Origin of the sequence: Streptomyces sp. GbtcB6 (genome assembly GCF_019091475.1) — a bacterium.
Lineage (GTDB): Bacteria > Actinomycetota > Actinomycetes > Streptomycetales > Streptomycetaceae > Streptomyces > Streptomyces hyaluromycini.
This window is the reverse complement of sequence record NZ_JAGXJL010000040.1, coordinates 67367-85634: the sequence shown is the minus strand read 5'-3', so window position 1 is coordinate 85634 and position 18268 is coordinate 67367. Positions and strand designations below refer to the sequence as shown.

Sequence of the window (18268 nt, the reverse complement as noted above, 5' to 3'; positions counted from 1 at the left end):
ATCATCGAGCAGGACGTCGTTCGCGTCAGCCACGCGGACACGGCCGCGGACCTCGCCCGTCGCGGCGCCGACGTCGAACGGGCCGTCCTTTCGCGCGCCGTGCTCTGGCATGCGGAGGACAGGGTCATCCGCAACGGCAAACACACCATCGTCTTCGCCTGGCAACTCCCGTATTCCGACAGGCAAACCGCCCGGCACAGGGACAGGTGGTCTTGTCGCGCGCCGGAGGGCACCAACAGGTTCCGGCGCCGTACAGCCGCGGCCGCCCAGGCCGTATCCGGCACGCGGTCCTCTCCACCGGGCGAATCGTTCACCAGCAGAAGGCGGTTCGCCACCATGACAAGCAGGATCGACGGTTCGAAGATCGCCCGGCGGATCCGGGCCTCGGTCGCCGACCGGGTCGCCGAGGCCGCACGCTCGGGACGCGTGCCCGGGCTCGCCACCGTCCTCGTCGGCGACGACCCGGCGAGCGCCGTCTACGTCGCCGCCAAACGCCGGGCCATCCGAGAGGCCGGTATGCGCGACTTCCACCGGCAGCTGCCCGAGCGGGCCACACAGCTCGAAGTCGCCACCGTCATCGATGAGTTGGCCCACGATCCGGAGGTGTCCGGGATTCTCCTGCAGCTGCCTCTGCCGCCCCACCTGACTGCCGCGACCCTGATCGACCGCATCCCCGTCGCCAAGGACGTGGACGGCCTGACCACCGCGAGCGCCGGCCGGCTGGCCCGTGGTGAGCGCGGACTGCGCCCCTGCACGCCGAGCGGTGTGATCGAACTCCTCGACGCCGAGGGCATCGAGCTCAGGGGCGCGTGCGTTGCCATGGTCGGCTGGGGTGAGTTGGTGGGAAGCCCGCTGACGCAGCTGCTGCTGCGGCGGGGCGCCACCGTGTCGGTCGCCCACGAGTTCACCGCGGACCTCGCAGCCGTCACCCGGCCTGCCGAGATCGTGGTGGTGGCCACAGGAGTACGCGGCCTCGTCGGCCCCGAACACGTCAAACCCGGCGCCACCGTCATCGACGTCGGCATCCACCGCACCCCCACCGGACTCACGGGAGACGTCCGTGCCGCCGAACTGGACGGCATCGCCGGGCGCATCACGCCCGTGCCCGGCGGGGTCGGGCCGATGACCATCGCGATGCTCGTGGTCAACACCCTGCGCGCCGCCGAGTGGGGCACCGAACGGCAGACCGTGCCGGCATGACCCGGGGCCGGGGATCCGAAGCACTCGCACGGGAGCCGGCGCGTCGAGCGGGTCGGCCGCCCGTGACCTGCCGAGCTGCTCGCCTCACCGCCGCCGCTGGTCGGCGCGCAGCTCGAAGTCGCCGTAGCTGTTGTCGACCGGGTTGACCGTGACGCCGGGGGCGACGATCTCGTCGATGGCGTCGAGCACGTCGGCCGACAGCGTGACATCGGCGGCGGGCAGGAACGCCTCCAGCTGTTCCATGGTGCGGGGCCCGATGATCGCCGAGGTGACGCCGGGGTGGTTGATGACGAAGGCGACGGCGAGCTCGATGAGCGTGAGACCGGCCTTCTCCGCCAGCACGGCGAGTTGTTCGACGGCGTCGAGCTTGCGCCGGTTGGCGGGGGTACTCATGTCGAAGCGTGCCTGGGGGCGGGCCGCGGAGGCGGGCCCCTCGGTGGCGTGCTTGCGGTAGCGGCCGGAGAGCCAGCCTCCGGACAGCGGACTGTAGGTGAGGGTGCCCATGCCATGGCGGCGCGCGGTGGGAAGCACGTCCTCCTCGATGCCGCGGACCAGGATCGAGTACGGCGGCTGCTCGGTCACGAACCGCTCCAGGTTCCGCTCGCGCGAGACCCACTGGGCCTCGACGATCTGGGAGCCGGAGTAGGACGAGGATCCGATGTAACGGACCTTGCCCTGGTGGACGAGGTCGGAGAGGGCGCCGAGGGTTTCCGAGACGTCGGTGTCGGGGCTGGGGCGGTGGACCTGGTAGAGGTCGATGTGGTCGGTGCCGAGCCGCCGCAGGGAGTTCTCCACCTCGCGGATGATCCAACGCCGCGAGCCGCCACGCTGGTTGGGGTCGTCCTGGGCCATCGGCATGAAGAACTTGGTCGCCAGGAACACGTCCTCGCGGCGGTCTTTCAGGGCCTTGCCGACGATCTCCTCCGAGACGCCGGCGGAGTACACGTCCGCGGTGTCGACGAAGTTGAGCCCTGCGTCGAGGGCGCGGTGGATGATCCGGATCGAATCGGCCTCGTCCTCGTTGCCCCAGGGGCCGAACATCATCGCACCCAGGCAGAGCGGGCTGACCCGGACGCCGGTGCGGCCGAGCGGTCGGTACTGCATGAAACGGTTCTCCTCGATCGTGTGGTGGTCAGTCGTGCACGGTGCGGACGGCGGTGCCGGAACCCGCCCAGCTGGCGAGCAGGCCCAGGGCCTCCCGCTCCCGGGAGTCCGGTTCCGGGGTGTAGAAGTTGAGGCGCAGGCCGGGATCGGCCGGCAGGTCCATCGCCTCGTAGGGCAACGCGAGATCACCGACCAGCGGGTGGTGAAGGTTCTTGACGCCGGAGCGGTGGAACTTCACGTCATGGCGGGCCCACCGGCGGGCGAAGGCGTCACTCCTGGTCGTCAGCTCTCCGATCAGATCGGTGAGCGCCTTGTCGTGGGGTGCCCGACCCGTCTCGGTGCGCAGGAAGGCGACCGCGTCGTCGGCGCCCTTTTCCCAGTCCGTCCAGAACTCCTGGCTGGCGGGATCGAGGAACATGAAGCGGGCGCTGTTGACCGGACCGCGCCGGGCGAACAGCGGCGAGTCGAAGACGGGTGCGTACAGCGCCCGTCCCAGCGTGTTGGCGGCCAGGATGTCGAAGCGCGCGTTGCGCACGTAGGCCGGCACGTCGGTCATCGAGTCGAGCAGCCGCATGATCGTGGGCCGCACCCGGGACGCGGTCACCGTGGGCCGTCGACCCGACGGCGTCGCCGTGCGGGCGAGGTCGTAGAGGTGGGTGCGTTCGGCCTCGTCCAGCTGGAGTGCTTGCGCGAGGGCGTCGAGCACCGAGTCCGAAGCACCGGTGAGATTCCCGCGCTCGAGCCGGATGTAGTAGTCCACGCTCATGCCCGCGAGCAGGGCGACCTCCTCGCGGCGGAGGCCGGCGACCCGGCGGTTCCCGCCGTAGACCGGCAGCCCGGCCTGCTCCGGGGTGATCCGGGCCCGCCGGGTGCTCAGGAACTCGCGGACCTCGGCGGCCAGGGTCTTCCTGCCGGTGTCAGCCATGCTCAGGCCCCGGAGCTTCTGCGGTGGCAGCGAGGGCGGACATGCGGTGGCTCCTTCTGATCGTCGTGAATCCTGTGCCGGTCTCCTCACGGTAGATCGGTCGGCAAGTGCCTGCGAGGTACTGCCATTACCTGGAAGAGCAGTGACTCCCACCCGCGGGCCGAGGCGCGGTTCTCTGGAAAAGGCCGAGGTCCCGGCCGATCACGACCGGGCCCGAACCAGAGACCGATCTGTCCGGAGGAGCACCGTGCGCACAGCGCCTCTGCCGGGAACCGGCGACGTCCGCACCGGGCGTACAGCCGGCCCGGACCTTCGGGGAGCCGCCGAAGCACCAGGTGACCCGACCGGCACCACGCCGCGCCCGGCGCCGCGGCCGCACAGGACCCCGGTCCACGCGACAGTGATCCTGGCGATCATCTTCGTCGGCTGTTTGATGGTCATCCTGGACGACTCGATCATCTGCGGCGGGGTGCTGCTCCTGGGCGCCCGGGGCGGTGACCTGTTCGGACACCGCAGACTGTTCCTCTCTTCCTCGATCGTCTTCTCGCCGGGCTCGCTCCTGGCCGGAGCCGCGCGGAGCCGGTGGTGCGCGCTGAGCCTGAGCATCCTGACCGCCGTGGCCGCCACCGTCTCCACCGGCCACGAGGCCGCCGACATCGCGGCCCGCTCGGGCGCCGCCCTGACCGGCTCCGCCGTCCTGCTCGCCCTGGCGGTCCTGGCCGTCGTGACCCTCATCGTGCCCTCCCGGGCCACCCCTACCGAAAGGTCCCTGTGATGCAGACCCTCACCCTCAACAACGGCGTCGAGATGCCCGCCCTCGGGCTCGGCGTCTTCCAGACCCCGCCGGACGAGACCCGGGCCGCCGTCACGGCCGCGCTCGACCTCGGCTACCGGCACATCGACACCGCCGCCGCGTACGGCAACGAACGCGAGGTCGGCCGGGCCATCCGCGAATCCGCAGTCCCCCGGGACGACATCTTCATCGAGACGAAGATCTGGATCAGCGACTACGGCTACGACGAGACCCTGCACGGCTTCGACAAGAGCGCCGCCAAGCTGGGCGTCGACCGCATCGACCTGCTCATCCTGCACCAGGCCCTCCCGTCGGACTTCGACAGGACCCTCGCCGCCTACCGCGCTCTGGAGAAGCTCTTGGCCGACGGCAGGGTCCGGGCCATCGGCGTCAGCAATTTCATGGTCGACCACTTGACCGCGCTGCTCGACGCCGCCACCGTCGTCCCCGCGGTCAACCAGCTGGAGATCCACCCCTACTTCCAGCAGCGCGCCGTCCTCGACTTCGACGACGAGCACGGCATCCTCAACCAGGCGTGGTCCCCCATCGGCGGCATCACCTTCTACCCGGGGTACGGCGAGAACCGCAGAAGTGTCCTGGAGGACTCGGTCGTCACCGGCATCGCCGAGGCGCACGGCAAGAGTCCCGCCCAGGTGCTGCTCCGCTGGGGCCTGGAGCACGGCCGCTCCGTGATCCCCAAGTCGACCAGGCGCCACCGCATCGCCGAGAACATCGACGTGTTCGACTTCGAGCTGACCAAGGACGAGCTGAAGGCCCTCGACGCCCTGGAGACCGGCCGCCGCGGCGGCCCCGAACCCGAGAACATCACCCTCGCCGCCTACGGCCGCGCCATCCCCGAAGCCTGACCTCACCTCTCACCCACGCACAGGAATCACCGTGTCCACCACTGTCAACGCGTTCGGCACCCACGAAGCAGGCAAGCCGCTCACCGCCCTGACCATCGAGCGCCGGGACGTCGGCCCGCACGATGTCAGGCTCGACATCCTCTACTGCGGTATCTGCCACTCCGACATCAACTTCGCCGGCGGTGCGTTCGGCCCGCTGCCGGTCAGTCCGCTCGTCCCCGGCCACGAGATCGTCGGCCGGGTGACCGAGGTCGGCTCCGAGGTCACCCGCCACCAGGCCGGCGACCTGGTCGGCATCGGCTGCATGGTCAACTCCTGCCGTGAGTGCGAGAACTGCCGGGCCGGCCAGGAGCAGTACTGCCTCAAGGGCCACACCCTGGTCTTCGGCAGCCCCGACCCCGTCGAACCGGGCTCGCACACCCAGGGCGGCTACTCCGAGGCGATCGTCGCCCCTGAGGACTTCGTCGTCCGCGTGCCCGAAGCCCTCGCCCCGGCGGCCGCCGCTCCCCTGCTGTGCGCCGGCATCACCGTCTACGCCCCGCTCAAGCGGTTCGGCGCCCGGCCCGGTACCAAGGCCGCGGTCGTCGGCCTCGGCGGCCTGGGCCACCTCGGCGTGAAGATGGCCAAGGCGATGGGCGCCGACGTGACCGTGCTGTCCCGGTCCGGCAGCAAGCGCGAGGCCGCCATGGCCCTCGGCGCCGACCACTACGCCGTGACCGGTGACGGCTCGGCGTTCACCGAACTGGCCAACACCTTCGACATCATCCTGAACACCGTCAGCGCACCCGTGTCCCTCCCCGACCACCTCGGGATGCTGCGTCTGCACGGCACCATGGTGAATGCCGGGGTGACGACGGAGCCGATGCCGATGGACGTCCTCGCCCTGTGCCAGAACGGCCGGTCCTACGCGGGGTCGCTGTTCGGCGGCATCGCCGAGACGCAGGAGATGCTCGACTTCGCGGCCGAGCACGGCGTGAGCGCCGACATCGAGCTGATCGGCGCGCGGGACATCAACACCGCCTACGAGCGGATCCTCGCCTCTGACGTCCGCTACCGGTTCGTGGTCGACGGCGCGACCTTCGCCGCCCCGCAGGCGTGACGCACTCCCGCACGTCGGCCCCCGCCCACGGAAGATGAGGACCATGACCACCTGGAACGACTCCGACCTGAGAAAGATCGGCGCGGCGGAAGAACTGGACCTGGAGTCCGAACGCGGCGACCGCACCCTCCGTGCCCCCGTGACCATGTGGGTCGTCCGCGCGGGCGACCGGCTCTACGTCCGCTCGGTCAAGGGCGCCGACGGCCCCTGGTACCGGGGCGCACGCTCCCGCCACCAGGGACGTGTCGAGGCCGGAGGCGTCCGGGCCGACGTCGCCTTCCACGACGCCGATCCCGGCGAGTACGCCGATGTGGACGCGGCCTACCAGGAGAAGTACGGCCGTTACACCAGCATCGTCGAACACGTCCTGACCGACCGGGCCCGCGCCTCCACCCTGCGCCTCGAACCCCGCTGACCCCTGCCCCACACCCACCCTCCAAGGAGCACCATCCGTCGGTGTCCAGAGCGCGGGGGCGTCCGCCGCTGCGGCCCTTTCTCCTGCGGTTGGCCTGCTGATCGGCGCGTTCAGGGACCACGGTGCGGATGCCACGGGCTGCGAGGTCCGCACGGACCTGCTTCGAGGAGCACGCCTTGTCCGCGAGCAGAGCGTCCGGTGTGGTGCGCGGCCTGCCGCGGCCGATTCGCGGAACCCGGATGTCGCCCACCAGGCGGGCCCACTGCTCGTCGGTCGGCAGGAGCATGCGCCCGCTCGTGGTCACCGAGGCTGGTAGGCGGTGGCCAGCACGGAGACGGTGACCTGATCGGGCAGGCAGCCGTCATCGGTCAGGTCTGTACGGCTCACATGGCGGGCGCTCGGCGTCATCGCCACCAGGTCCAGGGCATCCTGCCTGGACAGAGTCGCGGAGTATTCCACCTCTTCAGTGACGGCGGCCTCGAAGAAGGGGTCCAACGCCCGGTGCAGGCGCTGTTCCTTGGCCGGGTCGATCGTGACCATCGCAGGCAACCGGCCGCGCAGCTCGGCCAGGTGCCGCCCCGTGGGACGGACCACGATCAACCGGCCGGTCGGGCGCAGCACGCGGTAGAACTCGGCCGGGTTGCGCGGGGCGAACACGTCCAGCACGACATCGGCCACCCCGTCGGCCAGCGGGAAGGGACGGAAGACGTCCCAGGCCACCGCGGCGCCTCGGTCGTGGGCACGGGCTGCCGAGCGCAGCGCGCGCACCGATGTGTCCAGACCCAGACCACGGGCGCCGGGCAGCCGGTCGAGTACGCCGGCCAGGTAGTAGCCCGTGCCGCATCCCACGTCCACGACCGTGGCCTGCTCAGGCGCGGTATCGATCGCCAGGCGGGCCCCGACTTTGCGGATGGGCGCGTAGGTGCCGGTGGACAGGAACCGGTTCCGGGCCTGGACCATGGCTGTGTCATCGCCGCTGGTGGCGCGGGTGCCCGTCAGCAGGCCGGCGTAGCCGTGACGGGCGATGTCGAAGGTGTGGCCCACCGGACAGCGCAGTGCGCCGCGGACGGGGTGCAGACGGCGCGTGCGGCACGTCGGGCAGCACAGCAGGTCGAGGGACAGTTCGAGGGCAGGGGGAAGCGACACGGGCACGAGGCACTCCTGGCAAGGGCGGAAGGAAGAGACCGTGCCTGCACGCGCGCTCGAGCGCGTCACTGCCTCAGGAAGGAACGGGCAGCGTCGGGAACGTGGTTCACGCAGCAGGCACACCAAGGAGGGCGACGCCGTCCGGCATCGCCCTCAGCGCCTTCCGGTCACAGGAAGCAGCAGTGCGGGGTGCTCATGAATGCCACGCCATGAGTCTACGAGCATCGGCGTCACCGACTCGGAGCTCCCTCACTGTCGGTGTCACCCTCGTGAAGGCCAAGGGTGTGGCCGACGAGCCGAAGGGCCGGTCGAGACGTAGCCGTCGATCTCCGGTCCGAGACCCCTGACGTCCCAGCGAAATCAGCGTCAGGCGAGCGTCAGGACGTTCCCTCGACCGTCACGGCAAAGTCGAGCGTCCGTTCTCGTCGAAGTCAGGCTCCCTGGCCCCGGCGTCCCTGCTCACTCTCGACCCGTGCGCTCGTACGCGCCCGACGCGCGAGGCCCGCCCAGGCCGTGCTGTGGGCGATTTCCTGGCGGCCGTATCCCTGCCGTACGGGGCTTGCCCGACGCAGCTTCGCCCACTCCGCACTCTGGCCCATGGCATCCAGGTCAGGCCGGGACCAGAGTGCATGATCCCATGACATACGTCACACCGAATCCGGTACCTAGGCGTGCCGGATAGTAGAGGCCACTCTCACGACATATGGGACTTGTCCGGCTTGGGGCGCGCATGCGTCGCGTCTGGATTCACGACCCTCTGCCCGCGAGCCGCCTTCATCCGTTCTGCGTACACACAGGGGATCCTGACGGGGCGACAGAATTCCGCAGAGGCCCCGGAAAACGGACCAGTGCGCCCCGCTCCCATGGCAAGGGCCGCCCGAGCCTACGAAGCGAGCTAGTACCGAAGCCCTTTGCGCTCCATGTGAAGACGTCCTAAGAATGACGACCCGCAGGACGACGCCGCAGCTCAGGAGCGGGTTACGCATGGGTAAACATCGCAAGAAAACGCATTACCGGCGGATAGTCATCGCTGCCGTCGCCGTGGGCACCGTGGGCATACCGTCCGCCGCCATGGCCTGTACCAACTGGCCCGACAGCGGCGGACAGCGGTCCAACAGCGCCGAGAACAGCGCAACGAACACGACGGGCTGGTGGAACGACGCGAACTGGGGCCGCCCCTGGAACACCGACCAGGCCGGCGAGCCCTCGCGGACAGCGTCGGCGGCGCCGAGCGCCTCCGCGAGCGCCGCGAAGACTTCTCACTCCTCTGCCAGCGCCGGGAAGACCACCGTGCGGAGGCCGAAGACCAAAGCGCCTTGGCACACCGCACGGACCACCGCTCCCAAGCCCAGCACCACCGCGTCGCCCAGCACCCGGAACACCACCACCGCCGCTGCTTCCGCGACCCCCAAGCCGTCGAGCACCCCGAAGGCCACCGCCACGGCGTCCGGAGTCGTCGCTCGCATCGTGGAACTCGTCAATGCCGAGCGCAGCAAGGTCGGCTGTTCGGCCCTGACCCTGAACACGACCCTGTCCAAGGTCGCACAGGCACACAGTGAGGACATGGCGCTTCACCAGAACATGTCGCACATCGGGTCCGACGGCTCCTCTCCCGGAGACCGGATCACCAGTGCCGGGTACACCTGGAGCGCCTACGGCGAGAACGTGGCCTACGGTTACGCCTCTCCCGAGCAGGTCATGGCGGGCTGGATGGCCAGCCCTGGCCACAAGGCCAACATCCTCAACTGCACGTTCAAGGAGATCGGCGTCGGTCTCGCCCAGCCCAACAGCTACTGGACCCAGGACTTCGGCACCGCCCTTTGAGCGGGTGCCGCCTGCGGTCGGCGTAGCTCTCCGCCGAGTCGCCTCCGGCAGGCCCACGCCGAGGTCCTTGCCGGAGGGGACGCGGCCGGAGCGGGAGCGGCGGTGGGCACGGCAGGTGAATGCCGTGTCGTACACGAGTGGGGGACGTTGCACGTCGCCAGCGATACGGACTGCGTCACCGCAGGTCAGTGCCCACAGGTGGAAAACTTCAAGAAGATCCCCCCGGCGGCTGACGCCTCACTCCTTCGGAGAAACCTTCGGCACCCCTCCGCTTAAGGTGGCCTGATCAGCCCGCCATCGCACCTGACACTCCATCAGAGCGAGCGTCATTTCAGCGCCAGGATATCGCCCGTAACGCCCGCACCGCACATCATCCGCACAAACAAAACCGCAGGTCAGACGCTCTTCCCGACCGGTTCAAGGACCGCGACGCACTCCACGTGATGCGTCATCGGGAAGGTGCGCAGTTTGCGCCTGCCCGGGAAACATGCAGGACCCCTCCGAGAGCCTCGTGCGTCATACGTGTGTCACCGCCAGGCTGAAAAGGGCAACTGCAGGCACCCGGCCACTGCGAGGGTGGACACACCACCGCCCACCCTCGAATGCACCCCACGAAGACGTACCCGAAGGCGGAGCCGAGGCGCGGCCCCGCCCGACGGCCGGGTAGAACAGTCGTCCGGAGGTCGGCCAGGCGCTGGGGTCGTCCGCGTCCTGAAGGACCACACCGCCGCCGATCCGGTCTCGGCCGTTGTCGAGGGGCTGATGTGGAGCCGGGTTGGCGCCCGGGCCCTTGGTGCCGTCGTGCCGTGGCCCGAGGACGGCGCCGGCGATCGGCGGGCCCTGCACGCACTACGCCCGAAATTTGCTCTGCCAGGTTCCGAAGTCCGCCCAGCACGACCTGCCGGCGTTCACCGCATTCCCGCGCGAGATCTGGCGGCAGATCTGGTCGAACAATCCACAGGAGCGGCTGAACAAGGAGATCCGCAGCCGCACCGACGTGGTCGGCGTCTTCCCCGACCGCACCGCCCTCATCCGCCTGGTCGGAGCGGTGCCGGCCGAGCAGAACGACGCATGGACCGAAGCCCGCCGCTACGCGGGACTCGACCTCCTGGCCAAGGCCCGCCTCCGCCCGATCGAGTCAGAAACCGACGAGACCGCCCTGCCCGCCGAACTCACCGCATAGCCCCAAAACGAGATCACCGAGTGGCCGTCGACACACCACTCCAGCGGACGTGACCTCGCAACGACAGACGTGCCTGACGTCGCCCGGGTCCGGAAGCGACATGCGTCTCTTGCTCCGCCCCTCCGTCAGGTTGCGGCAGTGCCAGGGAAGACTCGGCACAGCAGGGCCTGGAAGTCGCGCCGCTCATCCTCGCTCATTTGTTCAAGCCCGGTGAGGCTGGACATCATCTCCGCGCGGATCAGGCGGACGGTTTGCTCACCTGCCTCGGTGAGCAGCACGTTCTTGATCCGTCGATCGGCCGGATCGACCTCGCGCCGAACCAGCCCCCGCGACTCGAGGCGGTCCACAACGCCAGTCATGTTCGAGGCGTCGCAGGCGAGCAAGTCCGCGAGACTGCGCATCGACCTCGGTTCTCGCAACAGGCTGAGGGTCTTGCCCTGCACGAGGGTCAGGCCGCGCTCGGCCGCCAGGGCAGTGAAGTGCCGATAGTAGGCGGCAGCGGCGGCGGCCAGCTGGTCCATGAGCTGGGCGGGCGCGGGGACGGCTGGGGCGGCCGGAACGGACTGGCTCATAGCTCCGAAGTGTACGCGACGTTACTTGACATCCTCAATCATCGAGATCTACCTTCACCATTGCTTCATGACCTTAACCATCTAAGTCTTCAAGTCTTTGGTTCGATCCGCACCAGACCGAACCCCTCATCAAGAAAGATCCGGCCCTGATGAGCCACAATGCCCGCGAACGCGGCAGCACCTCCCTCGTCGTCTCGCTCGGCCTGGCCGCGATGATCGTGGCGATGGCCCAGACCCAGGTCATCCCGATCCTTGCGCTGCTTCAGAAAGACCTGGACACCAGCGCGTCCGGGGTCAGCTGGGTGACCACCGCCGCGCTGCTCTCGGCGGCGGTCTTCACCCCGCTCCTGGGCCGAGTCGGTGACCAGTACGGCAAGAAACGCACGCTGCTGGCGGTGATGACGGTGATGCTGGTCGGCTCGGTGATCGCTGCGACCACGACCTCGCTCGCCCTGCTCATCGTCGGCCGGGTCCTGCAGGGATCCGCCACCGCGATCTTCCCGCTCGCTCTGTCGGTCATTCGCGACGAGGTCCCGCACGAGAAACTGCACGGGGCGATGGCCCTGGTCAGCGGCACCCTGGCGTTCGGAAGCGGGCTCTCTCTGGTAGCCACGGGCCTGCTCACCCAGGGCTCGGACCCGAACTACCACCTGGTGTTCTGGTTCTCCACTGCGCTGACCGCCCTCGCCCTGGCCGCAGTCGCGGTCGCCGTCCCGCACGGCGGGTCGCCCACGGGCGGCCGGATAGACGTCCTCGGCGCACTGACTCTGGCCATCTTCCTGGTCCTTTTGCTGCTGGGCATCTCCCAGGGCCACGAGTGGGGCTGGTCCTCGGCTCGCGTGCTGGGCTGCCTGGGCGGTTCCGCACTGGCCGCCGCGCTCTGGGTCCTGGTCGAACTCCGGGTGGCCAACCCGCTGGTGGACATGCGGATGTTCATCCACCGCCAGGTGCTCTTCACCAACCTGGCCGGGCTCTTCGTCGGCTTCGCGTCCTTTGCTCAGTTCATCGGTGTCTCCTACCTCGTTCAGATGCCCGCACAGCTCACCGGCTACGGCTTCACCGCCTCCGTACTGCGGGCCTCCGTCGAGTACCTCCTGCCAGGTGCCCTGATCGCGCTGGCAGCGAGCCCGATCGGCGGACAGCTGGTTCGGCGGATCGGTGCCCGATCCACCCTCGGAGTCGGCTCACTGATCGGCGTCGTAGGCTTCGCATGGCTGGCCTGGGGACATGGCGCCGAGGGCTCTGTCATCACCGCCGGCATGCTCGCCGGTATCGCCATCTCCTTCGGTTACGCCGCCATGCCCGCCCTGATCGCCGCCAGCGTTCCGCTGCATCAGACCGGTATCGCCAATGGCATCAACTCCATCTCCCGCTCGGTCGGCAGTCCGATCGCGAGCGCGGTGGTGACCTCGCTGCTCGCCTCCAAGGTGATCAACTACCCCGCCATCCACGCAGCTCTGCCCGCCGAGAGCCAGTTCACGATCACCTTCGTGATCGCCGGCGCAGCGCTGACGCTCGCCGCCGTCGTGGCCTGGGTCGGTCTGGGCAAGCATCACCAGCCGCTGAGGCCCGTCATCAAGTCGGCCCATGCCCCCGATGCGGCGCCCGTCCGCTCCTGACCATCATCTGATCGAGCGCGATGGCGGCGGCCACATCCTCGAACTCCACTCCGTGGTCTCCCGGGTCGGGCCGGGCGGCTCCTACGACGCGTCGAAGTCCGCCTTCTGGTCGCAGACCAACTCGCTGCGAGTGGAGCTGAAGCCACGCGGCATCGAGGTCACCGGCCTCCACGTCGGGTACGTCGACACAGATCCGGCCTCGCGCATCGACGCACACAAGTCCACTCCACAGCGCGTCGCGGCACAGGCACTGGACGGCGTCGTGTCCAGTGCATATGAGGTCCTCGCCGACGACACATCCCGTCAGGTGAAGGCTGGGCTCTCCGGCGAACTCGCCGCGTTGTATCCGCAAATCGCCCAGTAGCCTCTCGGGCACGACAGCGGGCTCCTCGCCAGGTGCCGCGCCGAAGTCTCGAGTGCCGGCCCTGCATATCGCGGGAGATCGCCCAGTCCACTTCGAAGGCTGCGGCCACGGGCCCCAGCAGGAACGTACCGGGGAAGTCAGCACAACCCGTGTGGACTTGCCTCGGCAGATCGCCCCTGATTCACAACACGGATAGGAAACACCCCACATGCCGATCGTGATTGCGCGCGTACGTCCCCTTCCAGGCCACGTCGAGGATGTCCTGGACGCCTACGCCGAGACCGTGCCGTTGATCCATCAGGAGCAGGGCTGCGAACTGTTCGCGGTCCACACGGACGGGGAATCGGTGTTCATTGTGGAACGGTGGACGAGGCCGGAGGACCTCAAGGCGCATGCCACCAGCCCGGTCATGGCCCGCATCCGCGAGCTCCTCGCCGACGCGGTGGCAGCTCCAGCGGACATTTGGCAGGTCGACAACGTCGCCCTGGGCGAGACCGCCAAGGGCACGATCCGCTGACTCGGTACATGGTCGGCGCTTGCAAGGACGTCGGAGTTGACTCCGCGCCTCAAACCTGAGCCGCCTGGGCCCGAGGCGTGAAGAGATGTGTTTCCAGGCAGGACGCCTGGAAACACCCCGCCCGCTCTCCTGCCCATGGGCGGCCCAACCTGGCCGAGAAGGCGATGCCGGAAGTTCGCCGCAACGCCGGGCCTTGCCGGTATCGGACCCTTCCTCCTCGGTGGCAGTCCCGCGACAGCGACACACCAACGGCCAGACCCTCGTATGCAGTTACACCTACGTTGACCGTCGTCGCTGCACGCGGCCTGAACAGCACTTCAGTGAGCCTGACGCCCCATCAGAACGAGCGTCAAATGAGCGTCAAGATATCGCCCGTAACGCCCACAGCGCACGCCACCCGAACCCGCAGGTCAGGCACCCTTTCCGACCGGCTCAAGAATCGCCACGCACTCCACGTGATGCGTCATCGGAAAGGTGTGCAGTTTGACCCAATCCAGGGAACACGCAGGTCAGATGGGGTTTCGAGGCGAAATCCAAACCTCTCAGCGAGCCTCGTGCGTCATACGTGCGTCACCGCCACAGCAGTGCGTCAGACGCGCACGGATCCCGATCGATGCTCTGACCACGGCCCACCGATGGCCCGCCGTGCCGCCGGGGCTGCGCAAATCGCCGCCTTCCCCGCTCGAAGCACCGCTGAATCGAGGATTGACCCGGCAACCGCAGATCACCCCGGCCCGCTGAACACCCGCGCCTGATTCAGTCGTCGAGCAGATCGGCGAGGTGTGCGCCGAATCGGTTTTCCAGGTCGCCTTCCTGCTGCATCCCGCGCTTGAACAGGGCAGCGACTCGCTACTGGGTTTCGCGCCAGGCAAGGCTGGCGTAGAAAGCGTTACGGCCGTCGAGGATCCTGTCCATGGACGGCAGGGAGACCTGGTTCACGAGGTTCTTCGCCGCCTCGATCGGGCGCCGGTCAAAAGAGGCGAGGCGCCGTGCGAGCCTGTCGACGAAGCCGTCCAGCTCGCTGTCCGGAAGAGACCGGTTGACCCAGCCGTACCGTTCAGCGGTGTCGGCGTCGAAGTCGTCCGCACCGAGAATGATTTCCAGCGCACGGCCTCGGCCGCTCAGCCAGGGAAGACGCTCCGTGCCACCGGCGCCAGGAATGACCCCCACGCCGACCTCGGGCTGACCAAGGATGGCGTTCTCACGGGAGGCGAAGCGCATGTCACAGGCGAGGGCGAATTCGCTGCCCAAGCCGCGAGCACGGCCGCGGATCTTCGCGATGCTCACCACAGGGGACTTGGTCAGGCGGACGAGGGTGTCCGTCAGAATGCTCACGCCGGAAGGGCCACCGCTGTTGGTGTAGTCCCTTGCCTTGCCGGACATGTCAGAGTGGGCAAGGTAAAAGTCGGGGTTCGCACTCTCGAAGACGACGACGCGGAGGTCCGCGCTGGCGTCCATCCGTGCGAGCAGGCCCTGCAGGCCCTCGAAGACGGCTGGTCGATGGTGAGCGTGGACTCGACCTCGTGCCGCGCTCACCAGCACGCCGCCGGAGCACGCAAGAAGCCGCCGCTAGTGCCGGGAAAAGACGCACGCCCCGGCAGCACCGCCCCGACGAGGGACTCGGACGCTCCCGGGGCGGACTGACCTGCAAAATCCACCTGGCAGGCGAGGGAGGTCGGCGACCGCTCGCGTTCCTGCTCACGCCTGGCCAATGGGGCGACGCCCCACAGCTCATCCCGGTCATGGAACGTGTCAGGGTGACCCGCGAGGAAGGCGGACGTCCCCGCACCCGTCCCGATCACCTCGGCGGCGATAAGGCGTACTCATCCCGCCGAAACCGCCGCTACCTGCGAAGACGCCAGATCAAGCACACCATCCCCGAGCCGAAGGACCAGCGGGCCAACCGCAAGCGCCGTGGCAGCCAAGGCGGCCGGCCCACCAGTTTCGACAAGACGATCTACAAGCGTCGCAACGAAGTCGAGCGAACGATCAACGCCCTCAAGAACTCCCGGGCCGTCGCCACGAGATATGACAAACGGGCCTACATCTTCCACGGCACCGTCACCGTCACAGCGATCCGACTCTGGCTGCGGCCTTGATCCGCTGGGTCAGCCTTAGTTATCGAACCAGACCACCAGACGGACGTTCTCGGCCCCGTGTCGCTTGGCAAGCACGGCCATGACCGACCAGACGTCACCCCAGTCCTCGTCACGCACGACCTGGCGCCGGGTGAGACGTGTCTCAGGCGCGGATGGCCCGCAATTGATTCCGTGCTGTCCCAGTCAGCCTCTTCCAATTCCGCCCAGCTGATCCAGGACGGGCTGTGCGAGTCCTCCCGTTCCCACTCGAAGGCCCGCGTTGCAGCGCGTGAGGCGTCCAGCGGAAAGCCACGCTGCGCTGCAAGCGGCTCGAAGGACCCTCCGCGGACGCCGAAGAGGCAGCCGAAGGCCGCATAGGACCGGCCCTCGTAGACATGATCCAGAGCAATCGCCGGGTGCCAGCGGAAGAACAGCTCATCGTCATCATCGGGCTCGGAGCTGTCCATGTAGCTGTTCCTGACCTCGATGAATCCATGGATATCCGTGGCCATGAAGCCGATCATGGCAGGCGCGCCGGGTCGCTGGCCAGCAGATATCGCTGCTGCTGGCAACGGCTCACCTGGCGCGCGACGCCGACGCAACGTTGATCCGCCGGACAGGCCCTAGAGGCGCCGGAGACAGCGATCAACTGCGAGTGGGTGAGGTCGTTGGCGAACGCCTTGCGCTTGTCGGTGGTCCAGGTGTCGGCGCCGACTGGCAGGGAGCGTCATTCCAAGCGCGCGATATTCCGGGCCGCCCATGGGTTCTCTCGACTTTCGACGTTTTCGTTGATCGTCGTTGGGGTCGCTCAGAGTAACTAGATGCTCTCCAACGGAACTGCGGGCCCCGCGACGCACGGCGCGGCCGTCCACTGTGGTGCCGAATCATCCAGGCAGGCCCGAGGGCACCCCCGGGCCAGGGCCCCTGGCAGCCCTCGTACGCTTCTCCGATCACTCACAGCGGAGGAGACGACGGAACCGATGATCGCCAGCTTTGTGGGGCTCGTGGTGATCCCCATGGTCATAGCCGGGCTGGCCCGGTGGGCGGCGGCAAGGAGGCGGCGCGGACTTGCAGCGGGCCGGGCCGTGCACTTCCGCTGCCGACTCGACGGCCACAAGGGCCGACTGCTGGTCGACCCACGCCTCAACGGGCCCGTCTTTCTGGACCGTTCCGGGAACGTCACCGCCCTGCCACGCGGTGGCGAGGCCCTGGACGCGACAGTCTCCGCCAACGGTCGGCCCCCCTTCGAGAAGGTCAACCTGCGCTACCGGACACCCGAAGGCCAGGTGCTGCGGCTGCGCTTGGCCACGCACGATGCGCGGACCCTCGGCGCCTGGCTGGGCGAACAGACCCGCCCGGTTTCCGCGCCCGCCCGACGGCTGCTTCTGCCGGCCGCACCGCCATGGGCGGTACTCGCCCTCGCGGCGTCCCTGTTCGTGGGCCTGGCCACCGCGGACGTCGCGCTGCTCGGGAAGCACATCGCCGCCGAGGTCGTCCGTGTGGACCGGGACGACGACAGCTGCACCGTCGGCTGGGACGGCGGCGCACAGCGGGCGGCTGTGGACTGCGACACGACAGACGTCCGCTCCGGCGACCGCATCCGGATCACCGCCCTGCCCTGGCCCTTCCTGGGTGAGGCCGTGAACACGCGAACCGTCCTGAGTGTGGTCGCCGTGCTCGGAGGCGGCCTCGGCCTGCTCGGCCTGGGCGGTGCGTTGATGGTCAACCCGCTGGCCTGCGCCAGACGTGTCCGGCTGGCGCGCCGGGCCCGGCCGGCGATCCCCCCGCGGGCGGCCGCGGGCGACGAGGCGGGCGAGGACAGGTGGCCCGCCCTCGATGACGACCTGAGCTACGCGAGCCTCGCCGCCGCGGCCCGGCACGGCGATCGCCATCGCCCGGGCCCCCGGGTGACCCCGCCGCGCCGCGGCTTCGGCCGCACGTCCATATCGCCGCGCATCTGGGTGCTGACCACCGCCCTCGGCACCAACGCCTGGTACTCCCTTGGGTTCTCCTCCGCCGCCATCCTCGAGGACCACTTCCACCTGGGGCACTGGCGCTTCCTCGTGTTCGGCACGGTCGGCATCGCGTCCCTCGCCCGGATCGGCTGGGTCACGACCGACCGCTCCACCCTGTGCGGTCCGGTACTGCGTGCCGCGCGTTCGGACGCCGGGAAGGGCACATGGCAGCCCATGCGCTACGTCCGTCTGTGCCGGGATCCCGGCGAGATGGCGCTGGTCCTGTTCCGACCGGAGGGCGGCGAGGTGACAGCGCCGCTGTTCCTCCAGCCGATCTCCCGATCCCGCGGCAGTGAGCGCCGCACCGTCGGCGGTCCCGCTCCGGTCGGCGAGGCCCTGGTGCTCAACACCGGCGTGGGGCCGCTGATCTGCGAGATCGACGGCGTCCGCTACCTCCCCAGAGGCCGTGCCATCGAAGCCGCGACCGACCCCGCACGAACCCGCGACGAACTGCGCAGCTTCGCCGAGAGCCACCTCCGGCCGGTCGGACGGAGCTAGGGCGCGTATCGGGTCGTGACCAATCTGCGGGACTCGCCCTCGTGGCGGGG

At 68.9% G+C, this 18268-nt stretch carries 15 protein-coding genes and 5 pseudogenes; 13 read left to right on the top strand and 7 right to left on the bottom strand.

Going from position 1 to position 18268, the window contains the following annotated elements:
• Positions 1-336 precede the first annotated feature (336 nt).
• Positions 337-1200 carry a bifunctional 5,10-methylenetetrahydrofolate dehydrogenase/5,10-methenyltetrahydrofolate cyclohydrolase gene (locus KVT45_RS41915; protein WP_217554699.1) on the top strand — a complete coding sequence of 288 codons (864 nt, stop codon included), beginning with the start codon at positions 337-339 and terminating at the stop codon, positions 1198-1200.
• Between the two features lie 84 nt (positions 1201-1284).
• On the opposite strand, the gene KVT45_RS41910 is transcribed toward KVT45_RS41915, so the two are convergent.
• Positions 1285-2304 carry an aldo/keto reductase gene (locus KVT45_RS41910; RefSeq protein ID WP_217554697.1) on the bottom strand — a complete coding sequence of 340 codons (1020 nt, stop codon included), beginning with the start codon at positions 2302-2304 and terminating at the stop codon, positions 1285-1287.
• A 28-nt stretch (positions 2305-2332) separates the two neighbouring features.
• Positions 2333-3229 (bottom strand): helix-turn-helix transcriptional regulator, encoded by an 897-nt coding sequence (locus KVT45_RS41905; protein ID WP_217554696.1) that lies wholly within the window; start codon positions 3227-3229, stop codon positions 2333-2335.
• Positions 3230-3476: 247 nt separating this feature from the next.
• Between KVT45_RS41905 and KVT45_RS41900 the strand changes: the two genes are divergently transcribed.
• From KVT45_RS41900 to KVT45_RS41885, 4 genes are read left to right on the top strand one after another with little or no spacing between them, the layout of a single operon-like run.
• Entirely contained in the window at positions 3477-4004 is a 528-nt protein-coding gene (locus KVT45_RS41900) for a hypothetical protein (protein ID WP_217554694.1), read from the top strand.
• Positions 4004-4888, top strand: coding sequence for an aldo/keto reductase (locus KVT45_RS41895; RefSeq protein ID WP_217554692.1), 885 nt, complete (start codon positions 4004-4006; stop codon positions 4886-4888). The genes KVT45_RS41900 and KVT45_RS41895 overlap by 1 nt, the downstream gene beginning before the upstream one ends.
• Positions 4889-4919: 31 nt before the next feature.
• A complete protein-coding gene (locus tag KVT45_RS41890; RefSeq protein ID WP_217554691.1) occupies positions 4920-5987 on the top strand; it encodes an NAD(P)-dependent alcohol dehydrogenase in 1068 nt (355 codons plus the stop codon).
• 43 nt (positions 5988-6030) lie between these two features.
• A complete protein-coding gene (locus tag KVT45_RS41885) occupies positions 6031-6402 on the top strand; it encodes a DUF2255 family protein (RefSeq protein ID WP_217554690.1) in 372 nt (123 codons plus the stop codon).
• 31 nt (positions 6403-6433) lie between these two features.
• Here the strand turns inward: KVT45_RS41885 and KVT45_RS41880 are convergent.
• Positions 6434-6655: pseudogene (locus KVT45_RS41880) on the bottom strand (IS5/IS1182 family transposase); the annotation flags it as partial.
• A 47-nt stretch (positions 6656-6702) separates the two neighbouring features.
• On the bottom strand, positions 6703-7554 hold the full coding sequence (locus KVT45_RS41875) for a methyltransferase domain-containing protein (protein WP_217554689.1): 852 nt from the start codon (positions 7552-7554) through the stop codon (positions 6703-6705).
• 978 nt (positions 7555-8532) lie between these two features.
• Between KVT45_RS41875 and KVT45_RS41870 the strand changes: the two genes are divergently transcribed.
• Both KVT45_RS41870 and KVT45_RS41865 read left to right on the top strand, forming a co-directional pair.
• A complete protein-coding gene (locus KVT45_RS41870) occupies positions 8533-9372 on the top strand; it encodes a CAP domain-containing protein (RefSeq protein WP_217554688.1) in 840 nt (279 codons plus the stop codon).
• Between the two features lie 871 nt (positions 9373-10243).
• Positions 10244-10555 (top strand): annotated as a pseudogene (locus tag KVT45_RS41865) (transposase); the annotation flags it as partial.
• Between the two features lie 125 nt (positions 10556-10680).
• Here KVT45_RS41865 and KVT45_RS41860 read toward each other — a convergent pair.
• A complete protein-coding gene (locus KVT45_RS41860; RefSeq protein WP_254648126.1) occupies positions 10681-11127 on the bottom strand; it encodes a MarR family winged helix-turn-helix transcriptional regulator in 447 nt (148 codons plus the stop codon).
• 149 nt (positions 11128-11276) lie between these two features.
• On the opposite strand from KVT45_RS41860, the gene KVT45_RS41855 reads away from it, so the two are divergent.
• From KVT45_RS41855 to KVT45_RS41845, 3 genes and pseudogenes are all read left to right on the top strand, one after another.
• Positions 11277-12746, top strand: coding sequence for an MFS transporter (locus KVT45_RS41855; RefSeq protein ID WP_217554687.1), 1470 nt, complete (start codon positions 11277-11279; stop codon positions 12744-12746).
• Positions 12747-12753: 7 nt separating this feature from the next.
• Positions 12754-13110: pseudogene (locus KVT45_RS41850) on the top strand (SDR family NAD(P)-dependent oxidoreductase); the annotation flags it as partial.
• 208 nt (positions 13111-13318) lie between these two features.
• Positions 13319-13627, top strand: a complete 309-nt coding sequence (locus tag KVT45_RS41845; RefSeq protein WP_217554685.1) for a putative quinol monooxygenase — start codon at positions 13319-13321, stop codon at positions 13625-13627.
• Between the two features lie 849 nt (positions 13628-14476).
• Here the strand turns inward: KVT45_RS41845 and KVT45_RS41840 are convergent.
• Positions 14477-15163 carry an enoyl-CoA hydratase/isomerase family protein gene (locus KVT45_RS41840; RefSeq protein WP_308311027.1) on the bottom strand — a complete coding sequence of 229 codons (687 nt, stop codon included), beginning with the start codon at positions 15161-15163 and terminating at the stop codon, positions 14477-14479.
• On the opposite strand from KVT45_RS41840, the pseudogene KVT45_RS41835 reads away from it, so the two are divergent.
• Together KVT45_RS41835 and KVT45_RS41830 are read left to right on the top strand one after the other, a co-directional pair.
• Positions 15122-15726 (top strand): annotated as a pseudogene (locus KVT45_RS41835) (IS5 family transposase); the annotation flags it as partial. The gene KVT45_RS41840 and the pseudogene KVT45_RS41835 overlap by 42 nt on opposite strands.
• 374 nt (positions 15727-16100) lie before the next feature.
• Positions 16101-16313 carry a hypothetical protein gene (locus tag KVT45_RS41830; RefSeq protein ID WP_217554681.1) on the top strand — a complete coding sequence of 71 codons (213 nt, stop codon included), beginning with the start codon at positions 16101-16103 and terminating at the stop codon, positions 16311-16313.
• A 17-nt stretch (positions 16314-16330) separates the two neighbouring features.
• Here KVT45_RS41830 and KVT45_RS56895 read toward each other — a convergent pair.
• A pseudogene (locus KVT45_RS56895) lies at positions 16331-16417 on the bottom strand (HNH endonuclease); the annotation flags it as partial.
• 268 nt (positions 16418-16685) lie between these two features.
• Between KVT45_RS56895 and KVT45_RS41825 the strand changes: the two are divergent.
• On the top strand, positions 16686-18218 hold the full coding sequence (locus tag KVT45_RS41825) for a hypothetical protein (RefSeq protein ID WP_217554679.1): 1533 nt from the start codon (positions 16686-16688) through the stop codon (positions 18216-18218).
• Positions 18219-18268: the final 50 nt, after the last annotated feature.

Coding starts and splice junctions, on each gene's coding strand:
- KVT45_RS41825 (WP_217554679.1), top strand. CDS start 16,686: ATGATCGCCAGCTTTGTGGGGCTCGTGGTGATCCCCATGGTCATAGCC.
- KVT45_RS41845 (WP_217554685.1), top strand. CDS start 13,319: ATGCCGATCGTGATTGCGCGCGTACGTCCCCTTCCAGGCCACGTCGAG.
- KVT45_RS41885 (WP_217554690.1), top strand. CDS start 6,031: ATGACCACCTGGAACGACTCCGACCTGAGAAAGATCGGCGCGGCGGAA.
- KVT45_RS41860 (WP_254648126.1), bottom strand. CDS start 11,127: ATGAGCCAGTCCGTTCCGGCCGCCCCAGCCGTCCCCGCGCCCGCCCAG.
- KVT45_RS41910 (WP_217554697.1), bottom strand. CDS start 2,304: ATGCAGTACCGACCGCTCGGCCGCACCGGCGTCCGGGTCAGCCCGCTC.
- KVT45_RS41830 (WP_217554681.1), top strand. CDS start 16,101: ATGATCCAGAGCAATCGCCGGGTGCCAGCGGAAGAACAGCTCATCGTC.
- KVT45_RS41905 (WP_217554696.1), bottom strand. CDS start 3,229: ATGGCTGACACCGGCAGGAAGACCCTGGCCGCCGAGGTCCGCGAGTTC.
- KVT45_RS41870 (WP_217554688.1), top strand. CDS start 8,533: ATGGGTAAACATCGCAAGAAAACGCATTACCGGCGGATAGTCATCGCT.
- KVT45_RS41855 (WP_217554687.1), top strand. CDS start 11,277: ATGAGCCACAATGCCCGCGAACGCGGCAGCACCTCCCTCGTCGTCTCG.
- KVT45_RS41895 (WP_217554692.1), top strand. CDS start 4,004: ATGCAGACCCTCACCCTCAACAACGGCGTCGAGATGCCCGCCCTCGGG.
- KVT45_RS41915 (WP_217554699.1), top strand. CDS start 337: ATGACAAGCAGGATCGACGGTTCGAAGATCGCCCGGCGGATCCGGGCC.